Raw genomic sequence first — 25,961 nt, 5'->3', positions numbered from 1 at the left:
GTGGGTGTGAGCGTGGGTGTCGGTTGTGGCGGGGGTGGTTATTACGGCTGGGGTGGTTGCGCTTGTGGTTTGAGGTCCGCGAGGTCCGTGAGGGCCGGCCGTGCCGTGACGGTGAGGGAGGCCGCATGAACGCGCCGCGTGCCTGGGTCGAACTTCTGCGGCTCCCCGCCCTGTTCACCGTCCCCGGCGACGCGCTTGCCGGCGCGGCGACCACCGGCCTGCGCCCCAACCGCCGCACCCTCCTCGCCGTCGGCTCTTCCCTATGCCTGTACGAGGCCGGCATGGCCCTCAACGACTGGGCCGACCGCGCGGACGACGCCGTCGAACGTCCCGAACGCCCCTTGCCCTCCGGCCGCATCGCCCCGCCCGCAGCCCTCGCTGCGGCCACCGCCCTCACGGCCGTGGGCCTCACCCTTGCCGCCCGCGCCGGGCGCCCGTCCCTGGTGACGGCGGGCGCCCTGGCCGGCACGGTGTGGGCCTACGACCTCGGCCTGAAGCACACCCCCGCCGGACCGGCAGCCATGGCCGCCGCACGCGGCCTCGACCTGCTCCTGGGCGCGACCGCCACGGCGGGCCCGGACCTGGCCCGCACCGCCGAGTCCGCCGCCCCGTCCGCCGCGGCCCTGGCCGCCCACACCCTCGCCGTCACCGTCGTCTCCCGCCACGAGGCACAGGGCGGCGCCTCGACCGCCCCCTTGGCCGCACTGGCGGTGACGGCAGCCCTGTCGCGGCTGGTGGCGGCGGGGTGGCGCGGCGACGGGGGCGACCTGGGCGACCGGGGCGGCCACGTTGGCCACGTCGGCCGGGGCGACAGGTCCGGCCACGCCGACCTCGCGACCGGCCCCCTCCAGCCAAGCAACGCCACCCTCCCCACCATCCGCCAGTCCCTCCGAGGCGCGCTCGCTCTTGCCTACTTCGGGACCGCCGCCAAGCCCCTCTTCCACGCCGTCCTCAACCCTTCACCTCCTCTCACCCAACGCGCCGTCGGTGGCGGCATCCGCGCCATGATTCCGCTGCAAGCCGCGCTCACCGCCCGCGCAGGCGCCGCCGGCACCGCTCTGCTGACTGCAGCCCTCGCCCCCGCCGCCCGCAAGTTCGCACGAAAGGTGAGCGTCACATGAGCGGGACCACCCCCCGGCCCGGGGACGACGAGCACCCGATCCACGATCCCGGCGCCGGCCCACTCCCGAGTACCGCCCCCGACATCAGCACGCACGACCCCACCCCCACCCCCCTCCGCTTCGGCTACGGCACCAACGGCCTCACCGACCTCCGCCTCGACGATGCCCTCGGCCTGCTCGCCGACCTCGGATACGCCGGCGTCGGCCTGACCCTCGACCACATGCACCTCGACCCCCTGGCCCCCGATCTCGCCGCCCGCACCCGCACGGTGGCCCGGAGGCTGGGGCACCTCGGTCTGACCGCCACCGTCGAAACCGGGGCCCGCTACGTCCTCGACCCCCGCCGCAAACACGGCCCCTCCCTCCTCGACCCCGACCCCGAACACCGCGCCGCCCGCGTCCGTCTGCTGATCCGCGCCGTCCAGGTCGCCGCCGACCTCGGCGCCCACGCCGTGCACTGCTTCAGCGGCATCACCCCGCCGGACACCACGGACGACACCGCGTGGCAACGCCTCGCCGACGCACTCGGCCCCGTACTCGACGCCGCGTCGGACGCCGGCGTCCCCTTGGCCGTCGAGCCCGAGCCGGGTCACCTCCTCTCTTGCCTCGCCGACTTCCACCGGTTGCGCCACGAGCTCGGCGACCCCCACCCCGAGCTCCTCGGCCTCACCCTCGACATCGGCCACTGCCAGTGCCTGGAACCACTCCCTCCCGCGCACTGCGTACGCGCCGTCGCCCCCTGGCTGCGCCACGTCCAGATCGAGGACATGCGCCGCGGCGTCCACGAGCATCTGCCCTTCGGAGACGGTGAGATCGACTTCCCGCCCGTCCTCGAAGCGCTGGCCGCCAGTGGCTATCAGGGGCTGACCGTCGTCGAACTGCCCCGCCACTCCCACGCCGGCCCCGACCTCGCCGCCCACTCCCTCGACTTCCTGACCCGAGCAGCCGAGGCCGCCGCCGTGCCGTCAGCCCCTCCCACCGCCGTAGGAGGCACCCCATGACCGACGACGCCCCCGGGGTCGCCGCCCTCCGTGCCCGGCTCGAAGCAGAGCTCGGCGGAGCCGCCCGGGCCTGGCTGGATCAGGCCACCGCCGAGGCCGCCTCCGACGCCGCAGCTCAGGCCACCACCCAACGCGGGCCGTCGGCGGGGGAGACGCAAGGCCCACTTCCCCTCTGGGAGTTGCGGTTCGCCGAGGCCGGCCGCCGCTGTGGAGCCGACCACGCCGACGCCGCCCGCATCCTGGTCCTGCACGCGGCGCACGCCACGCCGGACACCCTCGCCCGCATCTACGCCCAGGGCACCGCAGCCGAGCGGCGTGCCGTACTGCAGGCCCTGCCGCACCTGGTGCCCGGTCCCGAGGCCGTACCTCTCGTCGAGGACGCCCTGCGCACCAACGACACCCGGCTCGTCGCCGCGGCCGTCGGCCCGTACGCCGCGCGGCACCTCGCCCCGCACGACTGGCGGCACGCCGTCCTCAAGTGCCTGTTCACCGGTGTCCCCGTGGACGCCGTCGCCGAGCTGTCGGCGCGGGCCGACGGTGACGCCGAACTCGCCCGGATGCTCGGCGACTACGCGAGCGAACGGACCGCCGCCGGCCGCCCCGTACCGGGCGACCTGCACCGAGTGCTGTCCCTTACCGCCCCCGGACCGTCCAAGGCACCGGCCCCGGCGGCACCCCCGGCCCCCGCGGGCCCCCAGACCGGCGAGGAGCAGGAGTCCTGATGCGCATCTTCGATCCCCACATCCACATGACCTCCCGCACCACCGACGACTATCAGGCGATGTACGCCGCCGGGATCCGCGCGGTCGTGGAACCCGCGTTCTGGCTCGGGCAGCCCCGCACCTCGCCCGCCTCCTTCGTCGACTACTTCGACTCCCTCCTCGGCTGGGAACCCTTCCGCGCCGCCCAGTACGGCATCGCCCACCACTGCACGATCGCCCTCAACCCCAAAGAGGCGAACGACCCCCGCTGCACGCCCGTCCTGGACGAACTGCCCCGCTATCTGGTCAAGGACAACGTCGTCGCCGTCGGGGAGATCGGCTACGACTCCATGACGCCCGCCGAGGACACCGCGCTCGCCACCCAGCTGCAGCTCGCCGCCGACCACCAGCTGCCCGCCCTCGTGCACACCCCGCACCGCGACAAGCTCGCGGGCCTGCGCCGCACCGTCGACGTCATCCGGGAGTCCGCTCTGCCCCTGGACCGCGTCCTGATCGACCACCTCAACGAGACGACCGTCAAGGAGGCCAAGGACAGCGGCTGCTGGCTGGGCTTCTCCGTCTATCCCGACACCAAGATGGACGAAGACCGCATGATCGCCATCCTGCGCGACGTCGGACCCGACCGGGTGCTCGTCAACTCCGCCGCGGACTGGGGGAAGAGCGACCCCCTCAAGACCCGCAAGGTCGCCGACGCCATGCTCGCCGTCGGGTACGACGAGGACGACGTCGACCTCGTGCTGTGGCGCAACCCCGTGGAGTTCTACGGGCTCAGCGGCCGGCTCCAGCTCGACGTGCGGGAACCGGACACCGCCACCCATGAGGGCAACTCCATCCTGCGCGGAGGGTCGTGAGCCATGCGCTTCCGCCACCCCGACGGGTCGACCGTCCACCTCGCGTACTGCACCAACGTCCATCCGGCCGAGACCCTCGACGGCGTACTCGCCCAGCTCCGCGACCACTGCGAGCCCGTGCGCAGGCGGCTCGGCAGGGACCGGCTCGGCATCGGCCTCTGGCTCGCCAAGGACGCCGCTCACGCCCTCGTCACCGACCCCGCCGCGCTGCGCGGCCTGCGCAGCGAACTCGACCGGCGTGGCCTCGAGGTCGTCACCCTCAACGGCTTCCCCTATGAGGGCTTCGGCGCCGAACAGGTCAAGTACCGCGTGTACAAGCCGGACTGGACCGACCCGGAGCGGCTGAGCCACACCACCGACCTGGCCCGGCTCCTCGCCGCCCTGCTCCCCGACGACGTCACCGAAGGCACCATCTCCACCCTGCCGCTCGCCTGGCGCGCCCCGTTCGACGCCCCGCGCGCGGAGGCCGCCCGCTCGGCCCTCACCGTGCTCGTCCAGCGCCTGGACGCCCTCACCGAACTCACCGGCCGCTCCATCCGCGTCGGCCTCGAACCGGAACCCGGCTGCACCGTCGAGACGACCGCCGACGCCATCGCCCCCCTCTCCGCCGTCGGCCACGACCGCATCGGCCTCTGTGTGGACACCTGCCACCTCGCCACCTCCTTCGAAGACCCGGCGACCGCCCTCGACGCTCTCGCCGCCGCGGGCATCCCCGTCGTCAAATCGCAGCTGTCCGCCACCCTCCATGCCGAACACCCCCACCTCCCCGAGGTACGCGAAGCCCTCGCGGCCTTCGACGAACCCCGCTTCCTCCACCAGACCCGCACCCTCACCGGCGCCGGCCTCCTCCAAGGCACCGACGACCTCGGCGAAGCCCTCACCGCAGGCGCCCTGCCGGACACGGCACCCTGGCGGGCCCACTTCCACGTCCCCCTGCACGCGGCCCCCGCCGCGCCCCTCACCTCCACGCTCCCCGTGCTGAAGGACGTCCTGGGCCGACTCGTCGGCGGATCCGAGCCCCGCACCCACCACCTCGAGGTCGAGACCTACACCTGGCAGGCCCTCCCGCCCGCACTGCGCCCGCGCGGCCGAACCCAGCTCGCCGAGGGCATCGCCGCCGAACTCGCCCTCGCCCGCGACCTCCTCACCGACCTCGGCCTCAAGGAACTGCCATGACTCCCACCCCCTTGCTGGTCCTCGACGTCGTCGGCCTCACCCCGCGCCTCCTCGACCACATGCCGCACCTCAAGTCGCTCGGTCAGTCCGGCTCCAGGGCGCCGCTCGGCACCGTTCTGCCCGCCGTCACCTGCGCCGCCCAGTCCACCTTCCTCACCGGCACCACCCCCGCCGAGCACGGCATCGTCGGCAACGGCTGGTACTTCCGTGAGCTCGGCGACGTCCTGCTGTGGCGCCAGCACAACGGCCTCGTCTCCGGAGACAAACTGTGGGACGCGGCCCGCCGCGCCCACCCCGGCTACACCGTGGCCAACATCTGCTGGTGGTACGCCATGGGCGCCGACACCGACTTCACCATCACTCCCCGCCCCGTCTACTACGCCGACGGCCGCAAAGAACCCGACTGCTACACCCGGCCCCCCGAGCTCCACGACGAACTCACCGAGAAGCTCGGCACCTTCCCCCTCTTCCACTTCTGGGGCCCCGGCGCCGACCTCGTGTCCAGCCGCTGGATCGTCGACGCCACCCGCCACGTCATCGACACCCGCCGCCCCGACCTCGCCCTGTGCTACCTCCCTCACCTCGACTACGACCTGCAGCGTTTCGGCCCCGACGACCCGCGCTCCTTCCGCGCGGCCGCCGACCTGGACGCGACCATCGCCCCGCTCCTCGCCGACGCGAAGGCGGAGGGCCGGACCGTCGTCGCGCTCTCCGAGTACGGCATCACCCGGGTGAACCGGTCCGTCGACATCAACCGGGTGCTGCGCCGCGCCGGCCTGCTGGAGGTACACACCCAGGACGGCATGGAGTACCTCGATGCGATGGCGTCGCGCGCCTTCGCCGTCGCCGACCACCAGATCGCCCACGTCTACGTCCGCCGCCCGGAGGACCTCGCGGCCACCCGCGCCGCCCTCGATGGCGTCCCCGGCATCGAGCAACTCCTCGACGACGAAGGCAAGAAGGCCCACCACCTGGATCACCCGCGCGCCGGTGAGCTCGTCGCCGTCGCGGAGCCGGACGCCTGGTTCACGTACTACTACTGGCTCGACGACGACCGCGCGCCCGACTTCGCGCAGCTCGTCGAGATCCATCGCAAACCCGGCTACGACCCCGTCGAGCTCTTCATGGATCCCCAGGACCCCTACGTCCGCGTCAAGGCCGCGGGCGCGCTGGCCAGGAAGAAGCTCGGCATGCGCTATCGCATGGCGGTCGTGCCGCTGGACCCGTCACCTATTCGCGGCAGCCATGGCCGCCTCCCCACGAGTGAGGACGAAGGTCCGCTCATTCTGTGCTCCACCCCCCGTGCCGTCCGTGACCGCGTCGCGGCCACCGATGTGAAGTCGCTCCTGCTCGACCTCGCGGGCCTGACCTGATGCCTGCCGCGGCCCGCGGCGCCGAATCTGCTTGATCTCCACTGAACCAGAGCGATCGGGCCCTGCCATCAGGGCCCGGCCCTCAGTGATCCCTGATCCGTTTTTCGAACCCAACCCTGATGCGCCCCTGATTCGATCCAGCCGAGGAGAACCGCATGAGCCCGAAGCCCTCTTCCACCGATCCCGAGCTCGCCCGCAGACTCAGCCGACGCGGCATGCTCGGCGTGGCGGCCGGGGCCACCGCCGCGGCCCTCGTGGGCGCCGCCGCCCCCACCGCCACGGCCGCACCCGCCGCCGGCCAAAAGCACGGCCACGGCCACGGCCGCCCCGTCCTGCCCCCGGGCCGCCTCGGCATACAGCTCTACAGCCTCCGTGACAAGGTCTCCACCGTCGGATTCGCCCAGGTGTTCGCCGAGTTGGAGAAGTACGGATACGACGAGATCGAATTCGCCGGGTACACCCAGGGCTCGGCGGGCCCCATCACCCTCGCCCAGCTCAAGGCGCTCGCCCGCGACCACGGACTGCACCCGATCGGCTCGCACGTCGGCTACTACGACGACAGCAACCCGAGCGCCTACACGTTCGCGCAGAACCTCACCAAGGTCCTCGACGATGCCGAAGCCCTCGGCCTCAAGCACATCGGTACCGCCTCGGGCCCTTTCCGCTACGGCAACACCGTCGACGCCTGGAAGCGGGCGGCGGAGGACTTCAACACGTACGGCGAAGCGGCGCGCAAGCGCGGCATGAAGTTCTACCAGCACAACCACGCCGAGGAGTTCTCCTTCGCCACCGACAAGCCGAAGGTCCGGCTCTACGACGTGCTGCTCGCCGAGACCGACCCGGACTCCGTATACCTGGAGATGGACATCTACTGGGCGTTCAGCGCCCAGTTCCGCTTCGGCAAGCGGGCCGACGGCACCCCCGCCCCCTTCGAACCGCTCGACTACGTGCTCAAGCAGCCGCACCGCTACCCGCTGTTCCACGTCAAGGACGGCATCCGCGACGAGACCACCCATGACGGCTACCGCATGACGGATGTCGGCGACGGCGACATCGACTACAAGAAGTTCCTGTCCAAGGTGACCGCCCGTACCCACCAGGGCCGGCGCTACCACCACTGGCAGACCGAGCACGACAACCCGTCCGAGTCCTACGCGTTCGCCCGCAAGTCCAGCGAGCATCTGCACTCCCTGCGGTCCGGCCGCTGCGGCGACTGACCGTACGACAGCACGGATGGGGCCCTTCCGCCGACCTGCGGGAGGGCCCCATCCGCGGTTGATCCGAACGTCGGCTAGGCCAGTGCCGCACGCGCGCGTGGCGCTCCCGGCCGGCGCAGCAGCAGGGAGAGGCCCGCCGCGACCAGCGACACCACCCCGGCGGTCGTGTAGGCGCCGACGTAACCCCAGGAGTCCACGACCATGGCGCCCATGCCGCCGCCGAACAGTCCGGACACCAGCTTCGCGCTGTACACCATGCCGTAGTTGGAGGCGTTGTTGTTCTCTCCGAAGTAGTCCGGTACCAGCGCCGCGAACAGCGGATAGAAGGCGCCGCCCGCGAAGCCGGACACGAAGGCGAAGACGAGGAACAGCGGCTGGTTGCGGATCTCGCCCGCCCACAACACCCCGAACTGCGCCACCGCGAGCGCCAGACACACGTACGTGAGGGTCCGCTGTCGGCCCATGCGGTCCGAGAGCCAGCCCACCACACCCCGCCCGGTGCCGTTGATCACCGACATGACGCCCATCGACGACGCCGCGATGAGCGGGCCGAACCCCATCTCCTTGGCGAACGGCACCTGGAAGGAGATCCCGAAGATCGACACCCCGGCGCAGCACAGCATGCCCACCCACATCAGCGGGATCACGCCGGTCCGCAGCGCCTCGCCAGGGGTGAACTGACGGTCAGCGGGCGGGTTCTTGGCCAGCGCCGCCGCCGTGCGCGGGTCACCGTCGAGCCGCAGCGGGTCGACCGAGGCCGGCCACCAGTTCTTCGGCGGATCCTTGAAGAACAGGCCCGCCACCAGGGTGACGGCCAGCACGTAGAAGCCGACGAGGTCGAGCACGGTGCGGTAGTTGGACGTGTCGAAGCCGTACGAGAACAGGAAGATGAACGGCACCGCTCCGTAGGCGAATCCGCCGTTGACGAAGCCGGTCTTGCCGCCGCGCCGCTCGGGATACCACTTGCCGACCATGTTCACGCACGTCGAGTAGATCAGTCCCGACCCGACGCCGCCGAGCAGACCGAAGCCGACCATCGCCACCGCCACGTTCGGCGCGTGGCTGAGGCTCACGAAGCCGAGCAGCGACAGGACCGAGCCCGTCAGCATCGCCGCCCTGCTCGTCAGGATGCCCTTCTCGCGCAGCTTGCCGGCGGGGAAGGAGACCCCGGCCTGGAAGAAGATCCAGACGCTGAGCACCCAGAACGTGTTCGACGACGTCCAGTGGTGCGCGGCGGACAGCGTGTCCTCCGCCGCTCCGTAGGCGTACTCGAAGACGCTGATGGCGAGCATGGCCACCCAGGGCAGCGCCACCATCGTCCAGCGAGGTCTGCCGAGGATCTCCCGGTCGCTCTCGCCGATGCGGTAGACGCGGCCGCGCGCGTCGGTGAGCTCCCTGTAGGGAAGTTCTCTGTCCGGTGTGTCGCGGTCGGCCGATGCGTGGCGACCGGCGATGGGCTCCGCCGTCATGTCAAGCCATCTCCTCACCGAGGGGCTGCGGATTGGGTTGTACGTGCTTGGAGTTGGGCCTGCCGGGCTGTGACAGGAAGAGCGCGATGAACCCGGCGAACAGGGAGATCGAACCGGCGAGGGTGAACGCCCCGGTGTGCCCCCAGTGGCTGACCACGACGGATCCCATGCCGGAGCCGAGGAGGCCGGACACGAGCTTGGAGCTGTAGACCAGGCCGTAGTTGGAGGCGTTGTTGTTCTCGCCGAAGTAGTCCGCCGTCAGGGCCGCGAACATCGGGAAGATGGCCCCGCCGCCGAAGCCGGAGATGCTGGAGAAGATCAGGAACAGCGGAAGGTTCTTGATGTCGGCCGACCAGAGGATGCCGTACTGCGCGAGACCCAGGACGATGCAGACGAAGATCAGACAGCGCTTGCGTCCGTAGCGGTCCGACAGCCAGCCGATGACGCCGCGGCCGGTGCCGTTGACGATGGCCTTCAGGGACATCGCCGTCGCGACGATGCCGCCGGCGAACCCGGCCTCCTCACCGATGTCCACCTGGAAGGCGATGCCGAAGATGTTCACGCCCGAGGTGCACAGCAGGCAGAACCACATCAGCGCCACCCGGCCCGTCTGCCATGCCTCCTTGGGGGTGTACTGGCGCACGGCCGGCGGATTCATCCGCATGGCGCGGCGGGCCCTCGGGTCGTCCGGCGGGCGCAGCGGGTCGACGTCCGCGGGCCACCAGTTCTTCGGCGGGTCCCGGAAGTAGTAGCCCGCCGCGGCGACCATCGACGCGAGCAGCAGGCCTGCGGCCACCAGGACCCAGCGGAAGTTCGTCAGGTCCATGTAGCCGGTGAAGAGGAAGACGAACGGCACCGAGCCGTAGGCGAAACCGCCGTTGACGAAGCCGGTCTTGCCGCCCTTCCGCTCGGGGTACCACTTGCCGACCATGTTCACGCAGGTCGCGTAGACCATGCCGGCGCCCATGCCGCTGAACATGCCGAAACCGATGTAGGCCACCACCACGTGCGGCGCGAAGGCCAGGGACAGGTAGCCCAGGAGCGTGCCGAGCGCGCCGAGCATCATCGCGTGGCGCGCCGGCAGTCTGCCGGTCTCCCGGAGCTTGCCCGCCGGGAAGGCGACCGCTGCCTGGAAGAACACCCAGACGCCCAGCATCCAGAAGATGTGCAGGCTGCTCCAGTGGTGCGCGGTGTGCAGGGTGTCCTCGGCGGAGGCGAAGGCGTATTCGGCCGAGCTGATGCCCATCATGCCCACCCACGGCAGGATCACCATCCACTTGCGTTTGCGGCCCAGGATGTCGATGTCGGTCTCACCGACCCGGTACACCCGGCCGTTGGCGTCCCTCACCTCCCGGTAGGGGACGGTCGTCGGTATGTCAGTTGTCGTCATGTCGCACAGCACCCCTTGCGTCGGAAAGACCCTGGCCAGCGCCCCCTGTCCCATCCCTTCCGTGTGCGCGCGGGACCCGGGGCCGGCGGCGCGCACCGCCGGCCGGCCCCGAACCGGTCACCTCATCGACCGCCCCCCAACAGCCCGGCCGCCCGCGCCCAGCGGTACTTCGCGCCGAGCACCGCGACCGGCTTCTCGGTCGTGTACGGGTACGCCACGACGCCGCGCTCGAAGAGGTACTGGCAGGCCTCCTCCACCTCGACATCGCCCGCCAGCGAGGCCACCACGGGCTTCTCCACGCCCCGCGCGCGGAACTCGGCCACCACACGGGCCGTCAGTTCGGCGAAGACCATGGGAGGCGTGACGATGGTGTGCCAGTAGCCGAGGACGAGCGCGTGGATACGGGGGTCCTCCAGGCCGAGCCTGATGGTCGCCTCGTACGTGGCGGGCGGTTCACCACCCGTGATGTCCACCGGGTTGCCCGCGGCCCCGAAGGGCGGAATGAACGCCCTGAAGGACGCGTCGAGGTCCTCGGGGATGTCCATCAGCCGCAGACCGTTGTCGCTCACGGCATCCGAGAGCAGCACCCCCGAGCCGCCGGCGCCCGTGATGACGACGATGTTGTCGCCCTTCGGAGTGGGCAGCACCGGCAACGCGCGCGCGTACTCCAGCATGTCGTTGAGGCCGGGCGCCCGGATCACGCCCGCCTGGCGCAGGATGTCGTCGTACACGGCGTCGTCGCCCGCGAGCGCGCCCGTGTGCGAGCCGGCGGCCTTCGCGCCCGCCGCGGTGCGCCCGGCCTTCAGGACGACGACCGGCTTCTTGGGAACCGTCGCCCGCGCGGCCTCGACGAAGGCCCGCCCGTCCTTGAGGTCCTCCAGATGCATGGCGATGCACTGGGTGTGAGGGTCCTCGCCGAACCATGTCAGGAGGTCGTCCTCGTCCAGGTCCGACTTGTTGCCGAGTCCGACGATCGCCGACACACCCGTCCTGGTCGTGCGGGCGAAGCCGAGGATGGCCATGCCGATGCCGCCCGACTGGCTCGTCAGGGCGACCGGTCCCTTCACGTCGTACGGCGTGCAGAACGTGGCGCACAGGTCGTGCCAGGTCGAGTAGTAGCCGTAGATGTTGGGCCCGAGGATCCGCACCCCGTACCGCTCGCCGATCGCCACGATCTCGTCCTGGAGGGCGTGTTCGCCGGTCTCCGCGAACCCGGAGGGGATCAGCACCGCGTTCGGTATGCCCTTGCGGCCCACCTCCTCCAGGGCCGCGGCCACGAACGCGGCGGGGATCGCGAAGACCGCCACATCCACCTCGCCGGGAACGTCCGTGACACTCATGTACGCCTTGCGGCCGACGATGTCATCGGCCTTGGGGTTCACCGGATGGATCTCTCCGGAGAAGCCGCCGTCGACGAGGTTGCGCATCACCGAGTTGCCGATCTTCCCCGCCTCGTTCGAGGCGCCGATCACGGCCACCGAACGGGGCTGCATGAGCCGGCGCATCGAGGCGAGCATCTGCTCGCGCGTGTAGGTGCGCCGCGGCTCGGGGGTTCCTTCGGAGAGGATGATCCGGATGTCCGCCGCGACCGCGCCGTGCGGTGTGGCGACGACCGGGTTGAGGTCCACCTCGGCGATCTCCGGGAAGTCGGTGACCAGTTCGGAGACCAGGCGGATCTGCTCCGCGAGGGCCCGCCGGTCCACCGGCTGCGCGCCGCGCACCCCGTGCAGGATCTCCGCCGCCCTGATGGAGTCGAGCATGGAGGCGGCCTCGTCGGTGTCCACGGGTGCCAGCCGGAAGGTGACGTCCTTGAGGACCTCCACGAGCACCCCGCCGAGGCCGAAGGCGACGACCTTCCCGAACGTGGGGTCGGTGACCGCCCCCACGATGACCTCCTGGACCGAAGGACCGCCCGGCAGCAGCTCCTGCACCTGGACGCCCTCCACACGGGCCTGAGGGGCGTATGCGAGGGCGTTCTCCACGATCCGGTGGAAGGCGGCCCGGACGTCCGCCGCGCCCTCCACACCGACCACCACGCCGCCCGCGTCGGTCTTGTGCAGGATGTCCGGCGACACGATCTTCAGGACGACGGGCCCGCCGAGGCGGGCGGCGTGCGCCACGGCCTCGTCGACGTCGGTGGCCAGCGCCTCGCCGGGTACGGCGATGCCGTAGGCGTCCGCGACGACCTTGCCCTCGGGGGCGGTCAGCGACGTACGGTCCTGGGCGCGCACCGCGTCCAGGAGCGCGCGCACCCTCCGCCGGCGGTCCTCGGTGCCCACTCAGATCACCCCGTTCGACTTGAGCAGGCGCAGTTCCTCGTCGCCGAGGCCGAGCTCGCCGACGAACACCTCTTCGTTGTGCTCGCCGAGCAGCGGCGAACTGACCATCTCCACGGGTGAGTCGGAGAGCTTCAGCGGGGAGCCGACCGTGGTGAAGCTGCCGCGCTCGGGGTGCGGGACCTCGACGACCATCTCGTTGGCGACCAGGGAGGCGTCCTCGATGATCTCCCGGGTGGAGAGGATCGGGCCGCAGGGGATGTTGTGGGCGTTGAGCCGCTCCAGGACGTCCCACTTGGGCAGCGTCGAGGACCACTCCTCGATCAGCTGGAACATCTTGCCCAGCTTGGGCAGCCGCGCCTGCGGAGTCGCCCAGTCGGGGTCGTCGGCAAGCTCCGGGCGCCCGATGAGCTCGGTGATCGGCCGCCAGCCGACGGGCTGCACGATGACGTACACGTAGTCGTTCGGTCCGCCCGGCGCGCACTTGACGGCCCAGCCGGGCTGCCCGCCGCCGGACGCGTTCCCGGAGCGGGGGACCTCGTCCCCGAAGTCCTCGTTGGGGTACTCCGCCAGCGGCCCGTGGGCGAGCCGCTGCTGGTCGCGGAGTTTGACGCGGCACAGGTTCAGCACGGCGTGCTGCATCGCCACGTTCACGCGCTGGCCCCTGCCGGTGCTCTCCCGCTGGAAGAGGGCGGCCAGGATGCCGGCGACGGCGTGGATGCCCGTTCCGGAGTCGCCGATCTGGGCGCCCGTGGCGAGCGGCGGGCCGTCCTCGAAGCCGGTGGTGGACATGGAGCCGCCCATGGCCTGGGCCACCACTTCGTAGGCCTTGAAGTTGGTGTAGGGGCCGTCTCCGAAGCCCTTGATCGAGGCGTAGACGATGCGCGGGTTGATCTCCCGGATGCGCTCCCAGGTGAAGCCCATCCGGTCCACGGCGCCGGGGCCGAAGTTCTCCACCATCACGTCGGATCGCCGGATCAGCTCCGTGAGGAGCTCCTTGCCGCGCTCGGTCTTGGTGTTGAGGGTGATGCTCCGCTTGTTGCAGTTGAGCATCGTGAAGTACAGCGAGTCGACGTCGGGGAGGTCGCGCAGTTGTGTGCGGGTGATGTCGCCGGTGGGCGCTTCCAGCTTCACCACGTCCGCGCCGAGCCAGGCGAGCAGCTGGGTGGCCGAGGGGCCGGACTGGACGTGCGTCATGTCGAGGACGCGAATGCCTTCAAGAGCCTTGGTCATGGCCGTCGGGCTCCTCACTTGTACATGGTCTGGTTCATGGTTCCGGGGGCGTACGCGTCCGGGTCGACCCAGACGTTGATCAGGGAGGGCTTGCCGGACTCGCGCGCGCGGCGCAGGGCGGGGCCGATGTCGGCCGGGTCGCGGACCTCTTCGCCGTGGCCGCCGAGCATTTGGGCGAACCGGTCGTAGCGGACGTCGCCCAGGGTGTTGCCGACGCGCTCGCGCTCCTGCCCGTACTTGGCCTTCTGGCCGTAACGGATCTGGTTCATCGACGAGTTGTTGCCGACGATTCCGACGAAGGGCAGGTCGTAGCGGACGAGGGTCTCGAAGTCCCAGCCGGTGAGGCTGAAGGCGCCGTCTCCGAAGAGGGCCACCACCTCCTTGTCGGGCCGGGCCTGCTTGGCGGCGAGGACGAAGGGGATGCCGACGCCGAGCGTGCCGAGCGGCCCCGGGTCCATCCAGTGGCCGGGCGACCTGGGCTGGACGACCTGGCCGGAGAAGGTGACGATGTCGCCGCCGTCGCCGATGTAGACGGAGTCCTCGGTGAGGAAGTCGTTGATCTCGCTCACCAGGCGGTACGGATGGATCGGGGACGCGTCGGACCTGAGGTGCGGCAGACGCTTCTCCACGGCGGTCTGCTCGGCGGCGCGCAGCTCGTCGAGCCACTCCTTGCGACGGGACGCCCCGCCGTTGAGCCGGCCTGAAGCGGCCTCGGTGACCGACTTGAGGATGAGTCCGGCGTCTCCGACGATGCCGAGGTCGATGTCGCGGTTCTTGCCCACGGTGCGGTAGTCGAGGTCGATCTGGACGACGGTGGCCTGCGGCGAGAGCCGCTTTCCGTAGCCCATGCGGAAGTCGAAGGGGGTGCCCACGATGACGATGAGGTCGGCGTTGGAGAACGCGTAGCGCCGGGAGAGCTGGAAGTGGTGCGGGTCTCCGGGCGGCAGGGTGCCGCGGCCCGCGCCGTTCATGTACGCGGGCACGTTGAGGGTGCGTACGAGGTCGATGGCGGCTTCGGTGCCCCGGGTCGTCCACACCTGGCTGCCGAGCAGGATGGCGGGCTTCTCGGCGTGCACGAGGAGGTCGGCGAGCTTCTCGACCGCCTCGGGGTCACCGGTGGACCGTGTCGAGGCCCGGTAGTGCCCGGCCTTGGGGACGCGCGCCGTGGCGGCTGGCACCTTGGCGTCGAGCACGTCGCGCGGTATCTCCAAAAAGGACGGGCCCGGGGCGCCGTGGTAGCACTCGCGGAACGCCATGGACACCATGTCGGCGGCGCGCGCGGTGTCCGGCACGGTCGCCGCGAACTTGGTGATCGGCGTCATCATGTCGACGTGCGGCAGGTCCTGGAGCGAGCCCATCTTGTGCTGGCTGTGGGCTCCTTGGCCGCCGATCAGCAGCATGGGGGACTCCGCGCGGAAGGCGTTGGCGACCCCGGTGACGGCGTCCGTCGTGCCGGGTCCTGCCGTCACCACCGCGCAGCCCGGCTTGCCGGTGATGCGCGCGTAGCCGTCGGCGGCGTGGGCGGCGACCTGTTCGTGGCGTACGTCGACGACGTCGATGCCCTCGTCGACGCAGCCGTCATAGATGTCGATGATGTGGCCGCCGCAGAGGGTGTAGATGACCTCGACGCCCTCCGCTTTGAGCGCCTTGGCGACCAGATGTCCACCGGATATGTCCTGCTGGCTGTTGTCGTCGGGCATGGCGAAGTCCTGTCCCTTCGTAGGGGAGTCGGAGTGCGCTCGCACGCTCTGGGGGCGCCCTCGCGGTAGATTGCATACAGTCGACGAATACTGTATGAAGCTTGTTATCCCGCATCCGGTGAGTGGTGTCCAGGGGGCGTGCGGCACTTTTCGGGGGCCCGGGGATCTCACCCCGAACGGCACACCCGATCAGACACAGCGGTCAGGCGATCAGCCACAGTGGTCAGGAGCCGAAATGGATCTTTTCGAGCACCAGGCAAGGCAACTCTTCGAAGAGCACGGCATCTTGGTGCCCCGCGCCGAGGTCGCCCGCACGGCCAAGGAGGCCCGCGCGTGCGCGGAGCGGCTGGGCGGCCGCGTCGTCATCAAGGCCCAGGTCAAGACAGGCGGACGCGGCAAGGCAGGCGGAGTGAAGCTCGCCGCCGACCCCGCCGCGGCCGAGATCACGGCCCGCCAGATCCTCGGCATGGACATCAAGGGCCACACCACGCGCGCGGTGATGGTGGCCCAACCCGTCGCCATCGACGCCGAGTTCTACGTCTCCTACGTACTGGACCGCGCGGCCGGGCGCTTCCTCGCGATCGCGTCCGCCGAGGGCGGCATGGACATCGAGGAGGTCGCGGCGAGCCGCCCCGAAGCGGTGGCGCGCATCTCCATCGCCCCCGAGGAAGGGGTGACCCGGGCCACGGCACTCGACATCGCGGCCGCCGCCGGCCTCCCCGCCGAGACGGCCGACACCCTGGTCAGGCTCTGGCACGTGCTGACCCGGGAGGACGCACTCCTCGTCGAGGTCAACCCGCTCGTGCGCACCGCACAGGGCGAAATCCTCGCCCTCGACGGCAAGGTCACCCTCGACGACAACGCCCGCTTCCGGCAGGAGCGCTGGGGCACGGACCAGGAGACCCACGAACAGGAACTCGAGGCGGCGGCCGCGGCCAAGGGCCTCAACTACGTGAAGCTGGACGGCGAGGTCGGCGTCATCGGCAACGGCGCCGGACTCGTCATGTCGACCCTCGACGTGGTCGCCGGCTGCGGCGCACGCCCCGCCAACTTCCTCGACATCGGAGGCGGCGCCTCCGCCGAGGTCATGGCCGACGGCCTCACCGTCATCCTCTCCGACCCCTCGGTGAGGTCCGTCTTCGTGAACGTCTTCGGCGGCATCACCGCCTGCGACGCCGTGGCCGACGGCATCGTCAGCGCCCTGGAGTCCGTCACGTTGACCAAACCCCTGGTGGTCCGGCTCGACGGCAACAACGCCGCCCGCGGCCGTGCCATCCTCGACGGCCGCGCCCACCCGCTGGTCCAGCAGGCCACCACCATGGACGGCGCGGCCCGCCGCGCCGCCGACCTCGCCAACGCGCGCTAAGGAGCCGGGACATGGCGATCCACCTCACCAAGGAGAGCAAGGTCCTCGTCCAGGGCATGACGGGTGCCGTCGGGATGCTGCACACCCGCCGCATGCTCGCCGCGGGCACGGACGTCGTCGGCGGCGTGAACCCCCGCAAGGCGGGCCGCACCGTTGACTTCGACGACCGCGCCGTGCCGGTGTTCGGCTCCGTGGCCGACGGGATGGCGGCGACGGGCGCCGACACGACCGTCGTCCTCGTGCCGCCCGCCTTCACCAAGGCCGCCGTCCTGGACGCCGCGGACGCCGGCATCGCACTCGCCGTCGTCATCACCGAGGGCGTCCCCGTGCACGACTCCGTCGCCTTCCTCTCGTACGCGAAGGAGCGCGGCACCCGCGTCATCGGCCCCAACTGTCCCGGCCTGATCACTCCCGGGCAGTCCAACGCGGGCATCATCCCCGCCGACATCACCAAGCCCGGCCGCATCGGCCTGGTCTCGAAGTCCGGCACCCTCACCTACCAGCTCATGTACGAGCTCCGCGACGTCGGCTTCTCGACCTGTGTGGGCATCGGGGGAGACCCCGTCGTCGGCACCACCCACATCGACTGCCTGGCCGCCTTCGAGGCCGACCCCGACACGGAACTCATCGTCCTGATAGGTGAGATCGGCGGCGACGCCGAGGAGCGCGCCGCCGCCTACATCGAGGCGTCCGTCAGCAAACCCGTCGTGGCCTACATCGCCGGCTTCACGGCGCCCGAGGGCAAGACGATGGGTCACGCCGGCGCGATCGTCTCCGGCTCCTCGGGCACCGCGCAGGCGAAGAAGGCGGCGCTGGAGGCGGTGGGCGTACGGGTGGGCAGCACGCCCACCGAGACGGCGCGGCTGGTGCTCGACCTTCTCTGACGGCCCTGGTCGTGCGCCTTGGCCGTACCTTCCTGGCCGACCGGGTGCCCCGTCCCGGCCGTACGTTCCTGATGTTCCTCCCCGCCCCGACCGTGCACCGTGAGCGGAGACACCCAGATGACAGCCCCGAGCACCTCACGCGACGCCCTCGACCGCGAAGAACGTGAACGCGCAGGACAAGTCCGCGAAGAACGTGAACACGAAGGACACGTCCGCGGAGGACAATTCCGCGACGCACTCGTCCTCAAGGCCGGCACCGACTGGACCGACGCCTGGCAGCGCTGCCTCGCCGTCGCCCCCGAGGCCTTCCGCGACGACCACGTCCTCAATCTGTGGAACGGCGCCTGGCAGGACGACGGCCGGACCCTGCCCGCGACCAGCCCCGTCGACGGCAGACCCATCACCGGACCGCCCCGGCTCGACGCCATCACCGCCGGGCAGGCCGTGCGCGCCGCGCTCGACCAGCACCGCGCCTGGCGGCACGTCCCTCTCGCCGAGCGGAGCGCCCGCGTCGCCGCGACGCTCGACTCCCTCGCCCGCCACCGCGAACTGCTCGCGCTGCTCCTGGTCTGGGAGATCGGCAAGCCCTGGCGTCTGGCACAGGCCGACGTCGACCGGGCCATCGAAGGCGTGCGTTGGTACGTCGACGGGATCGAACCGATGGTCGACGGCAGGGTCCCGCTGGACGGTCCCGTTTCCAACATCGCGAGCTGGAACTACCCGATGAGCGTGCTCGTTCACACCATGCTGGTCCAGACACTGGCAGGGAACGCGGTCATCGCCAAGACCCCGACCGACGGCGGCGTCGCCTGCCTCACCCTGGCCTGTGCGCTCGCCGCCCGCGAGGGGCTGCCCGTCACCCTCGTCAGCGGCAGCGGGCGCGAGCTGTCCGCATCGCTCGTGCGGGCGCCCGAGATCGGCTGTGTCTCCTTCGTCGGCGGCCGGGACACCGGCGCCGCCGTGGCCACCGCGGTGACCGACCTCGGCAAGCCACACATCCTCGAACAGGAAGGACTGAACACCTGGGGCATCTGGAACTACAGCGACTGGGACGCGCTGGCCGCGCACATCCCCAAGCTCTTCGACTACGGCAAGCAGCGCTGCACGGCGTACCCGCGCTTCGTCGTCCAGCGCGCCCTGTTCGACGCGTTCCTGGCCGCCTACCTGCCGGCGGTCCGCACCGTACGCGTAGGACACCCGCTCGCCGTCGGGCAGCCCGAAGACCCGTTCCCCGACCTCGACTTCGGGCCGCTCATCAACGCGGCCAAGGCCAAGGAGCTCGACGACCAGATCACCGAGGCCGTCGACCGGGGCGCCGTACCCCTCCACCGCGGCACGCCGGACGACGGACGTTTCCTGCGCGGCCAGGACACGAGCGCGTACCTGCACCCCGTCACCCTCCTCAACCCGCCACCCTCCTCACCCCTGCACCACGCGGAACCGTTCGGGCCCGTCGACACGATCGTCCTCGTCGACACCGAGGCGGAGCTGCTCGCCGCCATGAACGCGTCGAACGGCGCGCTCGTCGCCACGCTCTCCACCGACGACCCGGCGACGTACGACCGTCTCGCGCCGCAGATCCGGGCCTTCAAGACCGGCCGGGGCAAGCCACGGTCCCGCGGCGACCGCGACGAGCACTTCGGCGGGTTCGGCGGGTCCTGGCGCGGCGCGTTCGTGGGCGGGGAGCTGCTGGTGCGCGCCGTCACCCGCGGGCCGGCCGGCGAGCACCCACCGGGCAACTTCCCGAGCGACCACCGCATGGTGTGACACGAGGGCCGCCCCACCAGGCTGCGGGCCGGGATCAGCCGATGCCCTGCCGGTCCGGCAGCAGGGCGAAGACGCGGTCCGCCGCCTCCGGCACCGAGCGCTCCACGGCCTGCACGAGGAGCTCCCGGTGCCGCAGGAGCGGCTCGCGGCGCTCCTCGGGGGCCAGCGACAGCAGGTCGTCGAGGCCGGCCAGCATGCGCCGGGTCACCTGGGGGTTGCCGACCGCGCACCCCCTGATCTCGGCGAACCCCAGATCGACCAGAGCGGTCCAGTCCGGCACGGACTGCACGAGCCGCAGCGCCCCGCGCCGGTCGCGGTGGCCGAGGGCGCCCAACGGATACGGGACGATCGACGCCAGGAACTGCACGATGCGGTCCAGGGCCTGCACGGCGGTCGTCGGATCGTTCACCGCGGGGGAGAGCGCCCGCAGCGCGATGTCGGACAACTGCCGCAACCCGAATCCGAGGTCCTGGTGGAAGGTGCGCTCCACCCCCACGGACACCGTGTACGCCAGTGACCGCCGCGCGGGCGCCGCCCCGCCGTGCACCGTGAACACGGGGGTTCCCGGCACGACGAAGTCCCCGATCCGCGGGATCAGCCGCAGTACGACCCCCTGGCGCCGGGCCGCCCGCACGGCGCGCGCGATGTTCACGTCCCGCAGCACCCCGGCCCTGCCCTGATGGGTGACCTGGGCGGTCTCCGGACCGAGCCGCGCCGTGTCCACCGGGAGCTCCGTGGGCTGCTTCACGGCGACCCGGAACGACTCGCGCGCGATCCGGTCGATCACGAAGCCGATCCGCATCATCCGCACCGTCCCGTTCACGTACGCCACGAACAGCAGCAGGCTCAGCAGCACCATCAGCATCGCCAGCACCGACTCGATCAGCGGCACACTCGTCAGGAGCCGGGGGTCCTCCTCGCTGTCGAAGGAGGTGAGCGTCATCAGGGAGAAGAGGAACGTGGCCATGAACACGGTGAGCGTGATCTTGGTGATCCGGGACCGGACGTAGAGCCGGACCACTCGCGGGCTGAACTGCCCGCTCGCCATCTGCACGGCCACGAGCGAGATGCTGAAGACGACACCGATGAAGGTCATCATCGCGCTGCCGATGGTGCTGATCACCGCCTTGGCGTCGTCGGCGATGCCCATCAGGTCCTTGATCGCGTCCTGGTCGCCGTCGTCGCGCAGGGCCGAGACGATCTGCGTGTCCAGCTCCGCCGCGACCCACCACAGGAGCATGGCTCCCACGAGCCCGGCCGTCGGCGCGAACCACATGGTGTCCCGCAGGTGCTCGCGCAGCGGCGACAGCATCCGGGGCCGCCGCGCCGTCATCCCGCCGAGCGCCTCAGCCGTCTCGGTAATCAACCCGTCACTCATGGTCAGACTCTAGGGCGGCCGTACCGAGCCGTCGCGCAACCGGTGATCAGCGGACGGATACGCAGGTGAAAGGCACTCCGAAACCTTGGTATTGTTGTCCATGTCGCCGCGGGGAACACCCCGCGCGGCAGACACCTTGTCCGGGTGGCGGAATGGCAGACGCGCTAGCTTGAGGTGCTAGTGCCCTTTATCGGGCGTGGGGGTTCAAGTCCCCCCTCGGACACCAGCAAGGGGACGTTCACGAGATCGACCCAGAGAGTTCACGAATTACCGGCCGAGTCATCTGATTCGCCGGTTTTTCGCGTTCCTAGGGCCTTCGGGCCGTGCGATCGACTCAGTGAGGGGTTGGTGCGGTGGCGGTCCGGGCACTGCGTCTCTCACCTGCGGAAACAGGATATGCCTGTGCGACGGCTCATCGCCGTGGCGCAGGCATGTGGGGTTATCGGGGGGTGGGCTGCGGTTCGGGCGGGTCACTCACGTGGCGGCGGCTCGGCCGCACGAGATCGGTGCTGCGGTGGGTCGGTGCGCGGGCTGGTCTGCCCTGCGATGCCCGTCGCGCTCGCTTTGCGGGGACGGATTCCTTGGTCGCGACGGAAGCGCTCGATGGCCCTAAGGTTCGCCACGAAGATGATGACGGCGTTGAGCAGAGTCTGTGCGACGCGCCCGTGGGGCAGACGCAGTTGGGCGTTGTCGATGCTGTCGAGAGCGGACTTCTTGAGGTTGTCGTTGCCGCCCTCGTTCTGGCTGCGCAGTCCGGACCAGGCTTCCTGCCACTCGGGGGTGAACAGGGGGTATTTCTGCCGCCACTTGGCCAGCACGGTGCCGGGAACGGTGATGCTCTTCCCCGTGCAGATGTCGGGGAAGGCGCCCGTTTCCTGCTTGGGTTGGGGTCGCGGGAAGAGCTGCCGCGGTGCGGACGGTGGGGGCATCGAGGTCGACGACGGTGGACCGGCGTGGTTGGGGACGGCGGTAGCAGGTGACTGTGGCGTGCGGTCCGAGGGCCGGGCGTTATCGACGCTGGTCGCCTGCGGGCCCGTACTCCTTGATCTTGGTCTGGTAGCTCTTACGGGACTGGATCAAGTTGAGTGCGTGGACGCGGTTCTCGTCCGTTCGGCCGTTGATGTATGCGGTGCCCGCGGTGACCAGTGGGATGGGCATCAGCGGGCAGTAGAACTCACCGCCGACGAGCTGCATGCCGCGGTAGTCCTTCTGGTCGACCTCGTCGTCGTTGTAGTGCTTCACCACATCCAGGTCGAGTTCGAGCAGCTGCAGATGCAGGTTTTCAGTCCGGGCCTGGGAGATGCCCCGGTCGGCGCAGAGGAGCCCCTTCACCAAGCCCCGCTCGTAGGCCGGTTGGATGGCGCAGAGCCGCTGGGCCAGGTTCGGTGCCGGGAGTGTGGAGGTTCATGCCGAGACAGACTGCAGGTTAGGCGCCAGCAAGCTTCCTGTGGCCATGGCCGGGGAAGGCCGCCATCATGGCGTAGCGGAACAGGCCCTTGCCTTTCTTGGCTTTTACCTCTTTACCCGCCCCCGTCTTTGCCTTGGTTTTCCGGGGCGCTCGCTTGTTGGCCGTGCCGCGTCGGGTGCCAGTGTTCGTGTGTGTGTGGCTCGGGCGCTGCTATCGCGCGTCGTTCGCTTCTTCGGTTTGTCACCCTTCTGGTAGTTGCCGGCGGTGATCTCGAGCGAGGCTCTGTCTCTCCTGGAGTCCGGCGCCTTTCCCCAGACCGGGACTGGAGTGTCGTCAACCGCGACGTGCCCTTGCCAGCGGGCGAAGTCGCCACGCCGGTAGGAGGCCATGACCGGATCGAGAAGCAGATCCTGGGCGATCGCTTTCAGGTTGCGTACGGCGTCGACGTTTGCCGAGGAGTTCCACTTCCGGCGGACCTTCTTTGCCTCGCTGAACGTCAGGCGTTTGCGACGGTCGTGCGGCGCGGGGTCAAGACGCCGGGTCGTCGATGTCCAGGAGCGGTAGACGCGCTTCGACATTGCGTACTGCTGATGCGCGATGCCGTCGGCGGTGGCGTCGTCGGGAATGAGATCGGCGTCACCGAGACCGCCCGAGAGCTCGGTATGTCTCGCTCTACCGCACACCCGCGTCCTGGTCACGCTGCAACACACGGGATTCCTGCGCCACGATCCGGGCCAGCGCGGATATTCCCTCGGCCCGCAGCTCGTACGTATGGGCCTGGACGCGATCGCCTACCTCGATGTCCGCCGACAGGGCCGCCGGCATCTGGAAGAGCTGTCCGAGAGACTGCAGGAAACGGTGTGCCTCTACATGCTCGACGCCGCCGTGGTCCGGTTGCTCGACGGAGTCGAGTGCCGACAAACCCTGCGCGTCAGCGTCTCGCTCGGGTAGGAACTACCCGCCCATGTCACCGCAGCGGGCAAGGCCCTGCTCGCGCTGTGTGACCCAGGACAGATACGTGCCGTCCTCCCGGGCCAACTCCCCGCAACGGCGACAGCAAGCATCACTGAATGGGCGGACCTGGAGGGTGAGTTGGAGGAGGTCAGAGTCCGGGGATGGGCCGCGGATCTTGAGGAGAGTGCACCCGATCTGCATGGCGTTGCAGTGGCCGTCTGTAACCGGATCGGAGAGCCCCTCGCGGCGATCTCCGTCCACGCGCCGCCGTGCGCCTGAGGGAGCAGGACCTGCCTGCCGTGGCCGCGGTGCTGCTGGAGACCGCCACAGTCATCGCCAACGGGGAGTAGTAGTCAGGGCTCCAACTTGATCCGCCCGTTCGGGATCCATCCCTCCAGATGCCCCGTCAACAGCACATCCACGTCCGGCAGATCGCATCGTCCGCACAGCGGCGGCCATTGGTCAGGCCCCACCCAGCGCACCGGGCCCCTCCACGGCAGATCTTCAGGCCGGCCGTCAGCCGTCGAGAGGCGAAAGGTGAATACATGCGCTTCCCGGCGCCTCCGGCCTGCAGGCACAGGCACTTGAGGCCAAGTCCTCAGGGATCGTTTAGGTACCAGCGCGAGCGTCGGCATAGGGCTCAGCACCGCGACGAACACCACCCGGCACATCCGGGGATCGGTTATGGGGTGGAATTTCGGGGTTTCGCTGACATCCGAACACGGCCACATACTGATGCTGACATGCGGCCGCTCAACCGGCCAGCCCAGTTCTGTGGTCCAAGAATGTCTGATCCGGGTGTCCGCTGCACCCGGTCTCGGAGGGCACTGCACGGATCGTTCAACGGGGCCAGCGCTCGTCGGCTCCCTTGGTTGGCTCGGTTGGCAATGCCCGCCTGGCGCGGGGCCGGGACGTCAACCACCAGGCTGTCGAGATATCAACTGCGAGCCTTGTCCGGACGGCCGGAGCGCTCACTCGGACTGTTCCAAGTCGATGTCCGCTGCCACGATGACCCGCCCGAACAACCAGTACAGCCGCAGCGCACGCACTGCGCCGAGGCACACGGCAATCTCGGCCAGCCAGTGCACGCCACCTGGATCAGACTCAGTGGTGTCGAGTGCCATGGCCAGGAGGCATAGGCCCGAGACAGCGAGTGTCGCTCCGAGTACCCCGAGCCAGTTCCGCCGGAACTGAACCCCCTGGACCGGATGTGTGCGCAGGAACCGCATCCGCGGTCCCGCCGCGGATGCGTACTGGGCGATGGCTGCCGTGACGAAACTGCCGACGAGTGCGGCAACGGTCGCGATCGCCGTGTAGATGTCGATTCGCTGATCACGATCGGGCCAGGCCAGTACGTCGCCTCGCCCCGTCGCCAGCACCACTGCCAGATGGCCACCCACCACGGTTAAAGCACCGCACCAGTCGAGCGACGGACGCCCTACCCAGTGGACCCGCCAATCCCGCACCATCGGACCCCGCCCCCCGCTCCGCCGTGCCCTGCATCACCGAAGTTCGCTGGTCAGCCTAGTCGTCCCCACTGACAAGCTGGCCGGGCGGAGCCGGCTTTCCGGCGGTCAGCGGCAGGCATCTTTGAGGGCCTGTTCGTGGGCGCGTGCCGCTTCGAACACGGTACGGACCGCGAAGGCGAGGTCCACCGAGCGGCCGTCGGTGAGGGCCACGGGGACCTCCACCTGGGCGGTGATGCGGTGGGACAGGAAGTCCAGCGGTTCGTAGGCCAGCGATTGCCGGTAAGGATCACGGACTGCGACCTGCCCGGTCACCGAACGGACCACTCCCGACTCGTCCACCCATTCGTCGAGGTCGGGCATGAACTCCAGGACGTCGTTGCGGAGTCTGGTGGCAGCGCGGTTGCGGCGCAGTCGGCTGAGCGGGTTGCCGCGACGGGGCACTTTGAGGCTGAGCGTGATCGACGTGTCCGGATGGCGACGTCCCAGGTTCCCCAGACTGCGACCCAGTTCCGCGTTGGCGCGCAGGGCAGACAGGGTGTCTGCGGGCGCCCCCTCCAGGGTCACGGTGAACTCGGAGACCGCCTCGATGCGGTTCAGGGTCTCGCGAGCCCCTGGGTGGATCACAGGCTTCAGGAGCACCGGGTTGCAGGGCAGACCCACCCCGTTCAACCACTTGGTGAGCGCGGAGACGCGTGGCGCGGACATGCCGCCGTACAGGGCGCCGACGAGATTGCCGTAGGGCAGGAAGCAGAGCGTGGTCACATGGGCAACATCGGTTCCATCCGGCAGCTGCAGGGCGCCGATGGTGCCGTGCTCACGGTCCAGCTGGTGGGGGACCTCGCCGGTGGTCTTGGCAACCAGGAGATGGTTCTCTGTCATGTCCCGGTCGACGAAACCGACCAGCTTGTCTTCGCCGCTGACCACGGTCCGCTCCCAGGGGTCGCGTGCGGCTATCCCGTCCAGAAACTCGCGCCATGGTTGGGGGGACATCCGAGACTCCTCGGGGCTCGCCCGGACGATCTCGAAGAAGAACACGGTGCGCTTGCGCGTCGACCTGGACATGCCATACCCCCGGGGACCCGTACGTCCTCAAGATCGTACGACGATCGCTGGTGGCGGTTGTCAGCGCCGCCCGAAGCTGGCTTGATTGTTGCACCTTGTGTCCCGTGCGTGTCATACATGTCGCTCCTGACCTCCCGGCCTTCA

22 protein-coding genes, 1 tRNA gene and 1 pseudogene are annotated in these 25,961 nt (G+C 70.0%); 12 read left to right on the top strand and 12 right to left on the bottom strand.

Annotation, left to right across the window (positions count from 1 at the left end):
- Positions 1–125: 125 nt before the first annotated feature.
- The 7 genes from ACZ6CV_RS15995 to ACZ6CV_RS15965 all read left to right on the top strand — a co-directional run bounded on the left by ACZ6CV_RS15995 (position 126) and on the right by ACZ6CV_RS15965 (position 7,461).
- Positions 126–1,121, top strand: a complete 996-nt coding sequence (locus tag ACZ6CV_RS15995; RefSeq protein WP_469251367.1) for an SCO3242 family prenyltransferase — start codon at positions 126–128, stop codon at positions 1,119–1,121.
- Positions 1,118–2,122, top strand: a complete 1,005-nt coding sequence (locus tag ACZ6CV_RS15990; protein ID WP_469251366.1) for a sugar phosphate isomerase/epimerase family protein — start codon at positions 1,118–1,120, stop codon at positions 2,120–2,122. The genes ACZ6CV_RS15995 and ACZ6CV_RS15990 overlap by 4 nt, the downstream gene beginning before the upstream one ends.
- A complete protein-coding gene (locus ACZ6CV_RS15985; protein ID WP_469251365.1) occupies positions 2,119–2,844 on the top strand; it encodes an EboA domain-containing protein in 726 nt (241 codons plus the stop codon). The genes ACZ6CV_RS15990 and ACZ6CV_RS15985 overlap by 4 nt, the downstream gene beginning before the upstream one ends.
- Complete coding sequence (locus ACZ6CV_RS15980) at positions 2,844–3,695, top strand: TatD family hydrolase (RefSeq protein ID WP_469251364.1); 852 nt, start codon at positions 2,844–2,846, stop codon at positions 3,693–3,695. Before ACZ6CV_RS15985 ends, ACZ6CV_RS15980 begins: the two co-directional genes overlap by 1 nt.
- Before the next feature lie 3 nt (positions 3,696–3,698).
- Positions 3,699–4,871, top strand: a complete 1,173-nt coding sequence (eboE, locus tag ACZ6CV_RS15975) for a metabolite traffic protein EboE (RefSeq protein WP_469251363.1) — start codon at positions 3,699–3,701, stop codon at positions 4,869–4,871.
- Positions 4,868–6,244: a nucleotide pyrophosphatase/phosphodiesterase family protein gene (locus tag ACZ6CV_RS15970; protein ID WP_469251362.1), complete on the top strand. Its 1,377-nt coding sequence runs from the start codon at positions 4,868–4,870 to the stop codon at positions 6,242–6,244. The genes eboE and ACZ6CV_RS15970 overlap by 4 nt, the downstream gene beginning before the upstream one ends.
- A 155-nt stretch (positions 6,245–6,399) precedes the next feature.
- Positions 6,400–7,461: a sugar phosphate isomerase/epimerase family protein gene (locus tag ACZ6CV_RS15965; protein ID WP_469251361.1), complete on the top strand. Its 1,062-nt coding sequence runs from the start codon at positions 6,400–6,402 to the stop codon at positions 7,459–7,461.
- Between the two features lie 74 nt (positions 7,462–7,535).
- Here the strand turns inward: ACZ6CV_RS15965 and ACZ6CV_RS15960 are convergent, their stop codons facing one another.
- The 5 genes from ACZ6CV_RS15960 to ACZ6CV_RS15940 all read right to left on the bottom strand — a co-directional run bounded on the left by ACZ6CV_RS15960 (position 7,536) and on the right by ACZ6CV_RS15940 (position 15,529).
- A complete protein-coding gene (locus ACZ6CV_RS15960; protein WP_469251360.1) occupies positions 7,536–8,930 on the bottom strand; it encodes an OFA family MFS transporter in 1,395 nt (464 codons plus the stop codon).
- Between the two features lies 1 nt (position 8,931).
- Positions 8,932–10,320 carry an OFA family MFS transporter gene (locus ACZ6CV_RS15955; RefSeq protein WP_469251359.1) on the bottom strand — a complete coding sequence of 463 codons (1,389 nt, stop codon included), beginning with the start codon at positions 10,318–10,320 and terminating at the stop codon, positions 8,932–8,934.
- 122 nt (positions 10,321–10,442) lie between these two features.
- The gene (locus tag ACZ6CV_RS15950) at positions 10,443–12,599 is read right to left on the bottom strand and encodes an acetate--CoA ligase family protein (RefSeq protein WP_469251358.1); all 2,157 of its coding nucleotides are present in this window, start codon (positions 12,597–12,599) and stop codon (positions 10,443–10,445) included.
- Positions 12,600–13,829 carry a formyl-CoA transferase gene (gene frc / locus ACZ6CV_RS15945; protein WP_469251357.1) on the bottom strand — a complete coding sequence of 410 codons (1,230 nt, stop codon included), beginning with the start codon at positions 13,827–13,829 and terminating at the stop codon, positions 12,600–12,602.
- Between the two features lie 14 nt (positions 13,830–13,843).
- Positions 13,844–15,529, bottom strand: coding sequence for a thiamine pyrophosphate-binding protein (locus ACZ6CV_RS15940; protein ID WP_469251356.1), 1,686 nt, complete (start codon positions 15,527–15,529; stop codon positions 13,844–13,846).
- Positions 15,530–15,764: 235 nt separating this feature from the next.
- Here ACZ6CV_RS15940 and sucC point away from each other — a divergent pair, with 235 nt between their 5' ends.
- The 3 genes from sucC (at position 15,765) to ACZ6CV_RS15925 (ending at position 19,546) form a co-directional block, all read left to right on the top strand.
- Complete coding sequence (gene sucC, locus ACZ6CV_RS15935) at positions 15,765–16,895, top strand: ADP-forming succinate--CoA ligase subunit beta (RefSeq protein ID WP_469251355.1); 1,131 nt, start codon at positions 15,765–15,767, stop codon at positions 16,893–16,895.
- A gap of 11 nt (positions 16,896–16,906) precedes the next feature.
- Complete coding sequence (gene sucD / locus ACZ6CV_RS15930; protein ID WP_469251354.1) at positions 16,907–17,779, top strand: succinate--CoA ligase subunit alpha; 873 nt, start codon at positions 16,907–16,909, stop codon at positions 17,777–17,779.
- A 117-nt stretch (positions 17,780–17,896) separates the two neighbouring features.
- The gene (locus tag ACZ6CV_RS15925) at positions 17,897–19,546 is read left to right on the top strand and encodes an aldehyde dehydrogenase family protein (RefSeq protein WP_469251353.1); all 1,650 of its coding nucleotides are present in this window, start codon (positions 17,897–17,899) and stop codon (positions 19,544–19,546) included.
- A 34-nt stretch (positions 19,547–19,580) separates the two neighbouring features.
- Here ACZ6CV_RS15925 and ACZ6CV_RS15920 read toward each other — a convergent pair whose 3' ends face one another.
- Positions 19,581–20,924: a DUF2254 domain-containing protein gene (locus tag ACZ6CV_RS15920; RefSeq protein ID WP_469251352.1), complete on the bottom strand. Its 1,344-nt coding sequence runs from the start codon at positions 20,922–20,924 to the stop codon at positions 19,581–19,583.
- A 138-nt stretch (positions 20,925–21,062) separates the two neighbouring features.
- Between ACZ6CV_RS15920 and ACZ6CV_RS15915 the strand changes: the two genes are divergently transcribed.
- Positions 21,063–21,150 (top strand) — tRNA-Leu (locus ACZ6CV_RS15915).
- 244 nt (positions 21,151–21,394) lie between these two features.
- Here ACZ6CV_RS15915 and ACZ6CV_RS15910 read toward each other — a convergent pair.
- The 4 genes from ACZ6CV_RS15910 to ACZ6CV_RS15895 all read right to left on the bottom strand — a co-directional run bounded on the left by ACZ6CV_RS15910 (position 21,395) and on the right by ACZ6CV_RS15895 (position 23,253).
- Positions 21,395–21,742, bottom strand: coding sequence for a hypothetical protein (locus ACZ6CV_RS15910; protein WP_469251351.1), 348 nt, complete (start codon positions 21,740–21,742; stop codon positions 21,395–21,397).
- Positions 21,743–21,932: 190 nt separating this feature from the next.
- On the bottom strand, positions 21,933–22,259 hold the full coding sequence (locus ACZ6CV_RS15905) for a hypothetical protein (protein ID WP_469251350.1): 327 nt from the start codon (positions 22,257–22,259) through the stop codon (positions 21,933–21,935).
- A 177-nt stretch (positions 22,260–22,436) separates the two neighbouring features.
- Positions 22,437–23,030, bottom strand: coding sequence for a hypothetical protein (locus ACZ6CV_RS15900; RefSeq protein ID WP_469251349.1), 594 nt, complete (start codon positions 23,028–23,030; stop codon positions 22,437–22,439).
- Entirely contained in the window at positions 23,005–23,253 is a 249-nt protein-coding gene (locus tag ACZ6CV_RS15895) for a hypothetical protein (RefSeq protein WP_469251348.1), read from the bottom strand. The genes ACZ6CV_RS15900 and ACZ6CV_RS15895 overlap by 26 nt, the downstream gene beginning before the upstream one ends.
- Before the next feature lie 45 nt (positions 23,254–23,298).
- On the opposite strand from ACZ6CV_RS15895, the pseudogene ACZ6CV_RS15890 reads away from it, so the two are divergent.
- Positions 23,299–23,565: pseudogene (locus tag ACZ6CV_RS15890) on the top strand (IclR family transcriptional regulator domain-containing protein); the annotation flags it as partial.
- 692 nt (positions 23,566–24,257) lie between these two features.
- Here ACZ6CV_RS15890 and ACZ6CV_RS15885 read toward each other — a convergent pair.
- Together ACZ6CV_RS15885 and ACZ6CV_RS15880 are read right to left on the bottom strand one after the other, a co-directional pair.
- On the bottom strand, positions 24,258–24,686 hold the full coding sequence (locus ACZ6CV_RS15885) for a hypothetical protein (RefSeq protein WP_469251347.1): 429 nt from the start codon (positions 24,684–24,686) through the stop codon (positions 24,258–24,260).
- Between the two features lie 174 nt (positions 24,687–24,860).
- Positions 24,861–25,817 (bottom strand): hypothetical protein, encoded by a 957-nt coding sequence (locus ACZ6CV_RS15880; RefSeq protein WP_469251346.1) that lies wholly within the window; start codon positions 25,815–25,817, stop codon positions 24,861–24,863.
- Between the last annotated feature and the right edge of the window lie 144 nt (positions 25,818–25,961).

This window comes from Streptomyces sp. NPDC041713, assembly GCF_055591085.1.
This window is presented reverse-complemented; position numbering and strand designations above follow the sequence as displayed.

What these genes read in the sequence shown, in the direction of transcription:
- ACZ6CV_RS15960 (WP_469251360.1), bottom strand. Translation starts at nt 8,930, where the DNA reads ATGACGGCGGAGCCCATCGCCGGTCGCCACGCATCGGCCGACCGCGAC.
- ACZ6CV_RS15990 (WP_469251366.1), top strand. Translation starts at nt 1,118, where the DNA reads ATGAGCGGGACCACCCCCCGGCCCGGGGACGACGAGCACCCGATCCAC.
- ACZ6CV_RS15995 (WP_469251367.1), top strand. Translation starts at nt 126, where the DNA reads ATGAACGCGCCGCGTGCCTGGGTCGAACTTCTGCGGCTCCCCGCCCTG.
- ACZ6CV_RS15985 (WP_469251365.1), top strand. Translation starts at nt 2,119, where the DNA reads ATGACCGACGACGCCCCCGGGGTCGCCGCCCTCCGTGCCCGGCTCGAA.
- eboE (WP_469251363.1), top strand. Translation starts at nt 3,699, where the DNA reads ATGCGCTTCCGCCACCCCGACGGGTCGACCGTCCACCTCGCGTACTGC.
- ACZ6CV_RS15980 (WP_469251364.1), top strand. Translation starts at nt 2,844, where the DNA reads ATGCGCATCTTCGATCCCCACATCCACATGACCTCCCGCACCACCGAC.
- frc (WP_469251357.1), bottom strand. Translation starts at nt 13,829, where the DNA reads ATGACCAAGGCTCTTGAAGGCATTCGCGTCCTCGACATGACGCACGTC.
- sucD (WP_469251354.1), top strand. Translation starts at nt 16,907, where the DNA reads ATGGCGATCCACCTCACCAAGGAGAGCAAGGTCCTCGTCCAGGGCATG.
- ACZ6CV_RS15925 (WP_469251353.1), top strand. Translation starts at nt 17,897, where the DNA reads ATGACAGCCCCGAGCACCTCACGCGACGCCCTCGACCGCGAAGAACGT.
- ACZ6CV_RS15970 (WP_469251362.1), top strand. Translation starts at nt 4,868, where the DNA reads ATGACTCCCACCCCCTTGCTGGTCCTCGACGTCGTCGGCCTCACCCCG.
- ACZ6CV_RS15940 (WP_469251356.1), bottom strand. Translation starts at nt 15,529, where the DNA reads ATGCCCGACGACAACAGCCAGCAGGACATATCCGGTGGACATCTGGTC.
- sucC (WP_469251355.1), top strand. Translation starts at nt 15,765, where the DNA reads ATGGATCTTTTCGAGCACCAGGCAAGGCAACTCTTCGAAGAGCACGGC.
- ACZ6CV_RS15920 (WP_469251352.1), bottom strand. Translation starts at nt 20,924, where the DNA reads ATGAGTGACGGGTTGATTACCGAGACGGCTGAGGCGCTCGGCGGGATG.
- ACZ6CV_RS15955 (WP_469251359.1), bottom strand. Translation starts at nt 10,320, where the DNA reads ATGACGACAACTGACATACCGACGACCGTCCCCTACCGGGAGGTGAGG.
- ACZ6CV_RS15965 (WP_469251361.1), top strand. Translation starts at nt 6,400, where the DNA reads ATGAGCCCGAAGCCCTCTTCCACCGATCCCGAGCTCGCCCGCAGACTC.
- ACZ6CV_RS15880 (WP_469251346.1), bottom strand. Translation starts at nt 25,817, where the DNA reads ATGTCCAGGTCGACGCGCAAGCGCACCGTGTTCTTCTTCGAGATCGTC.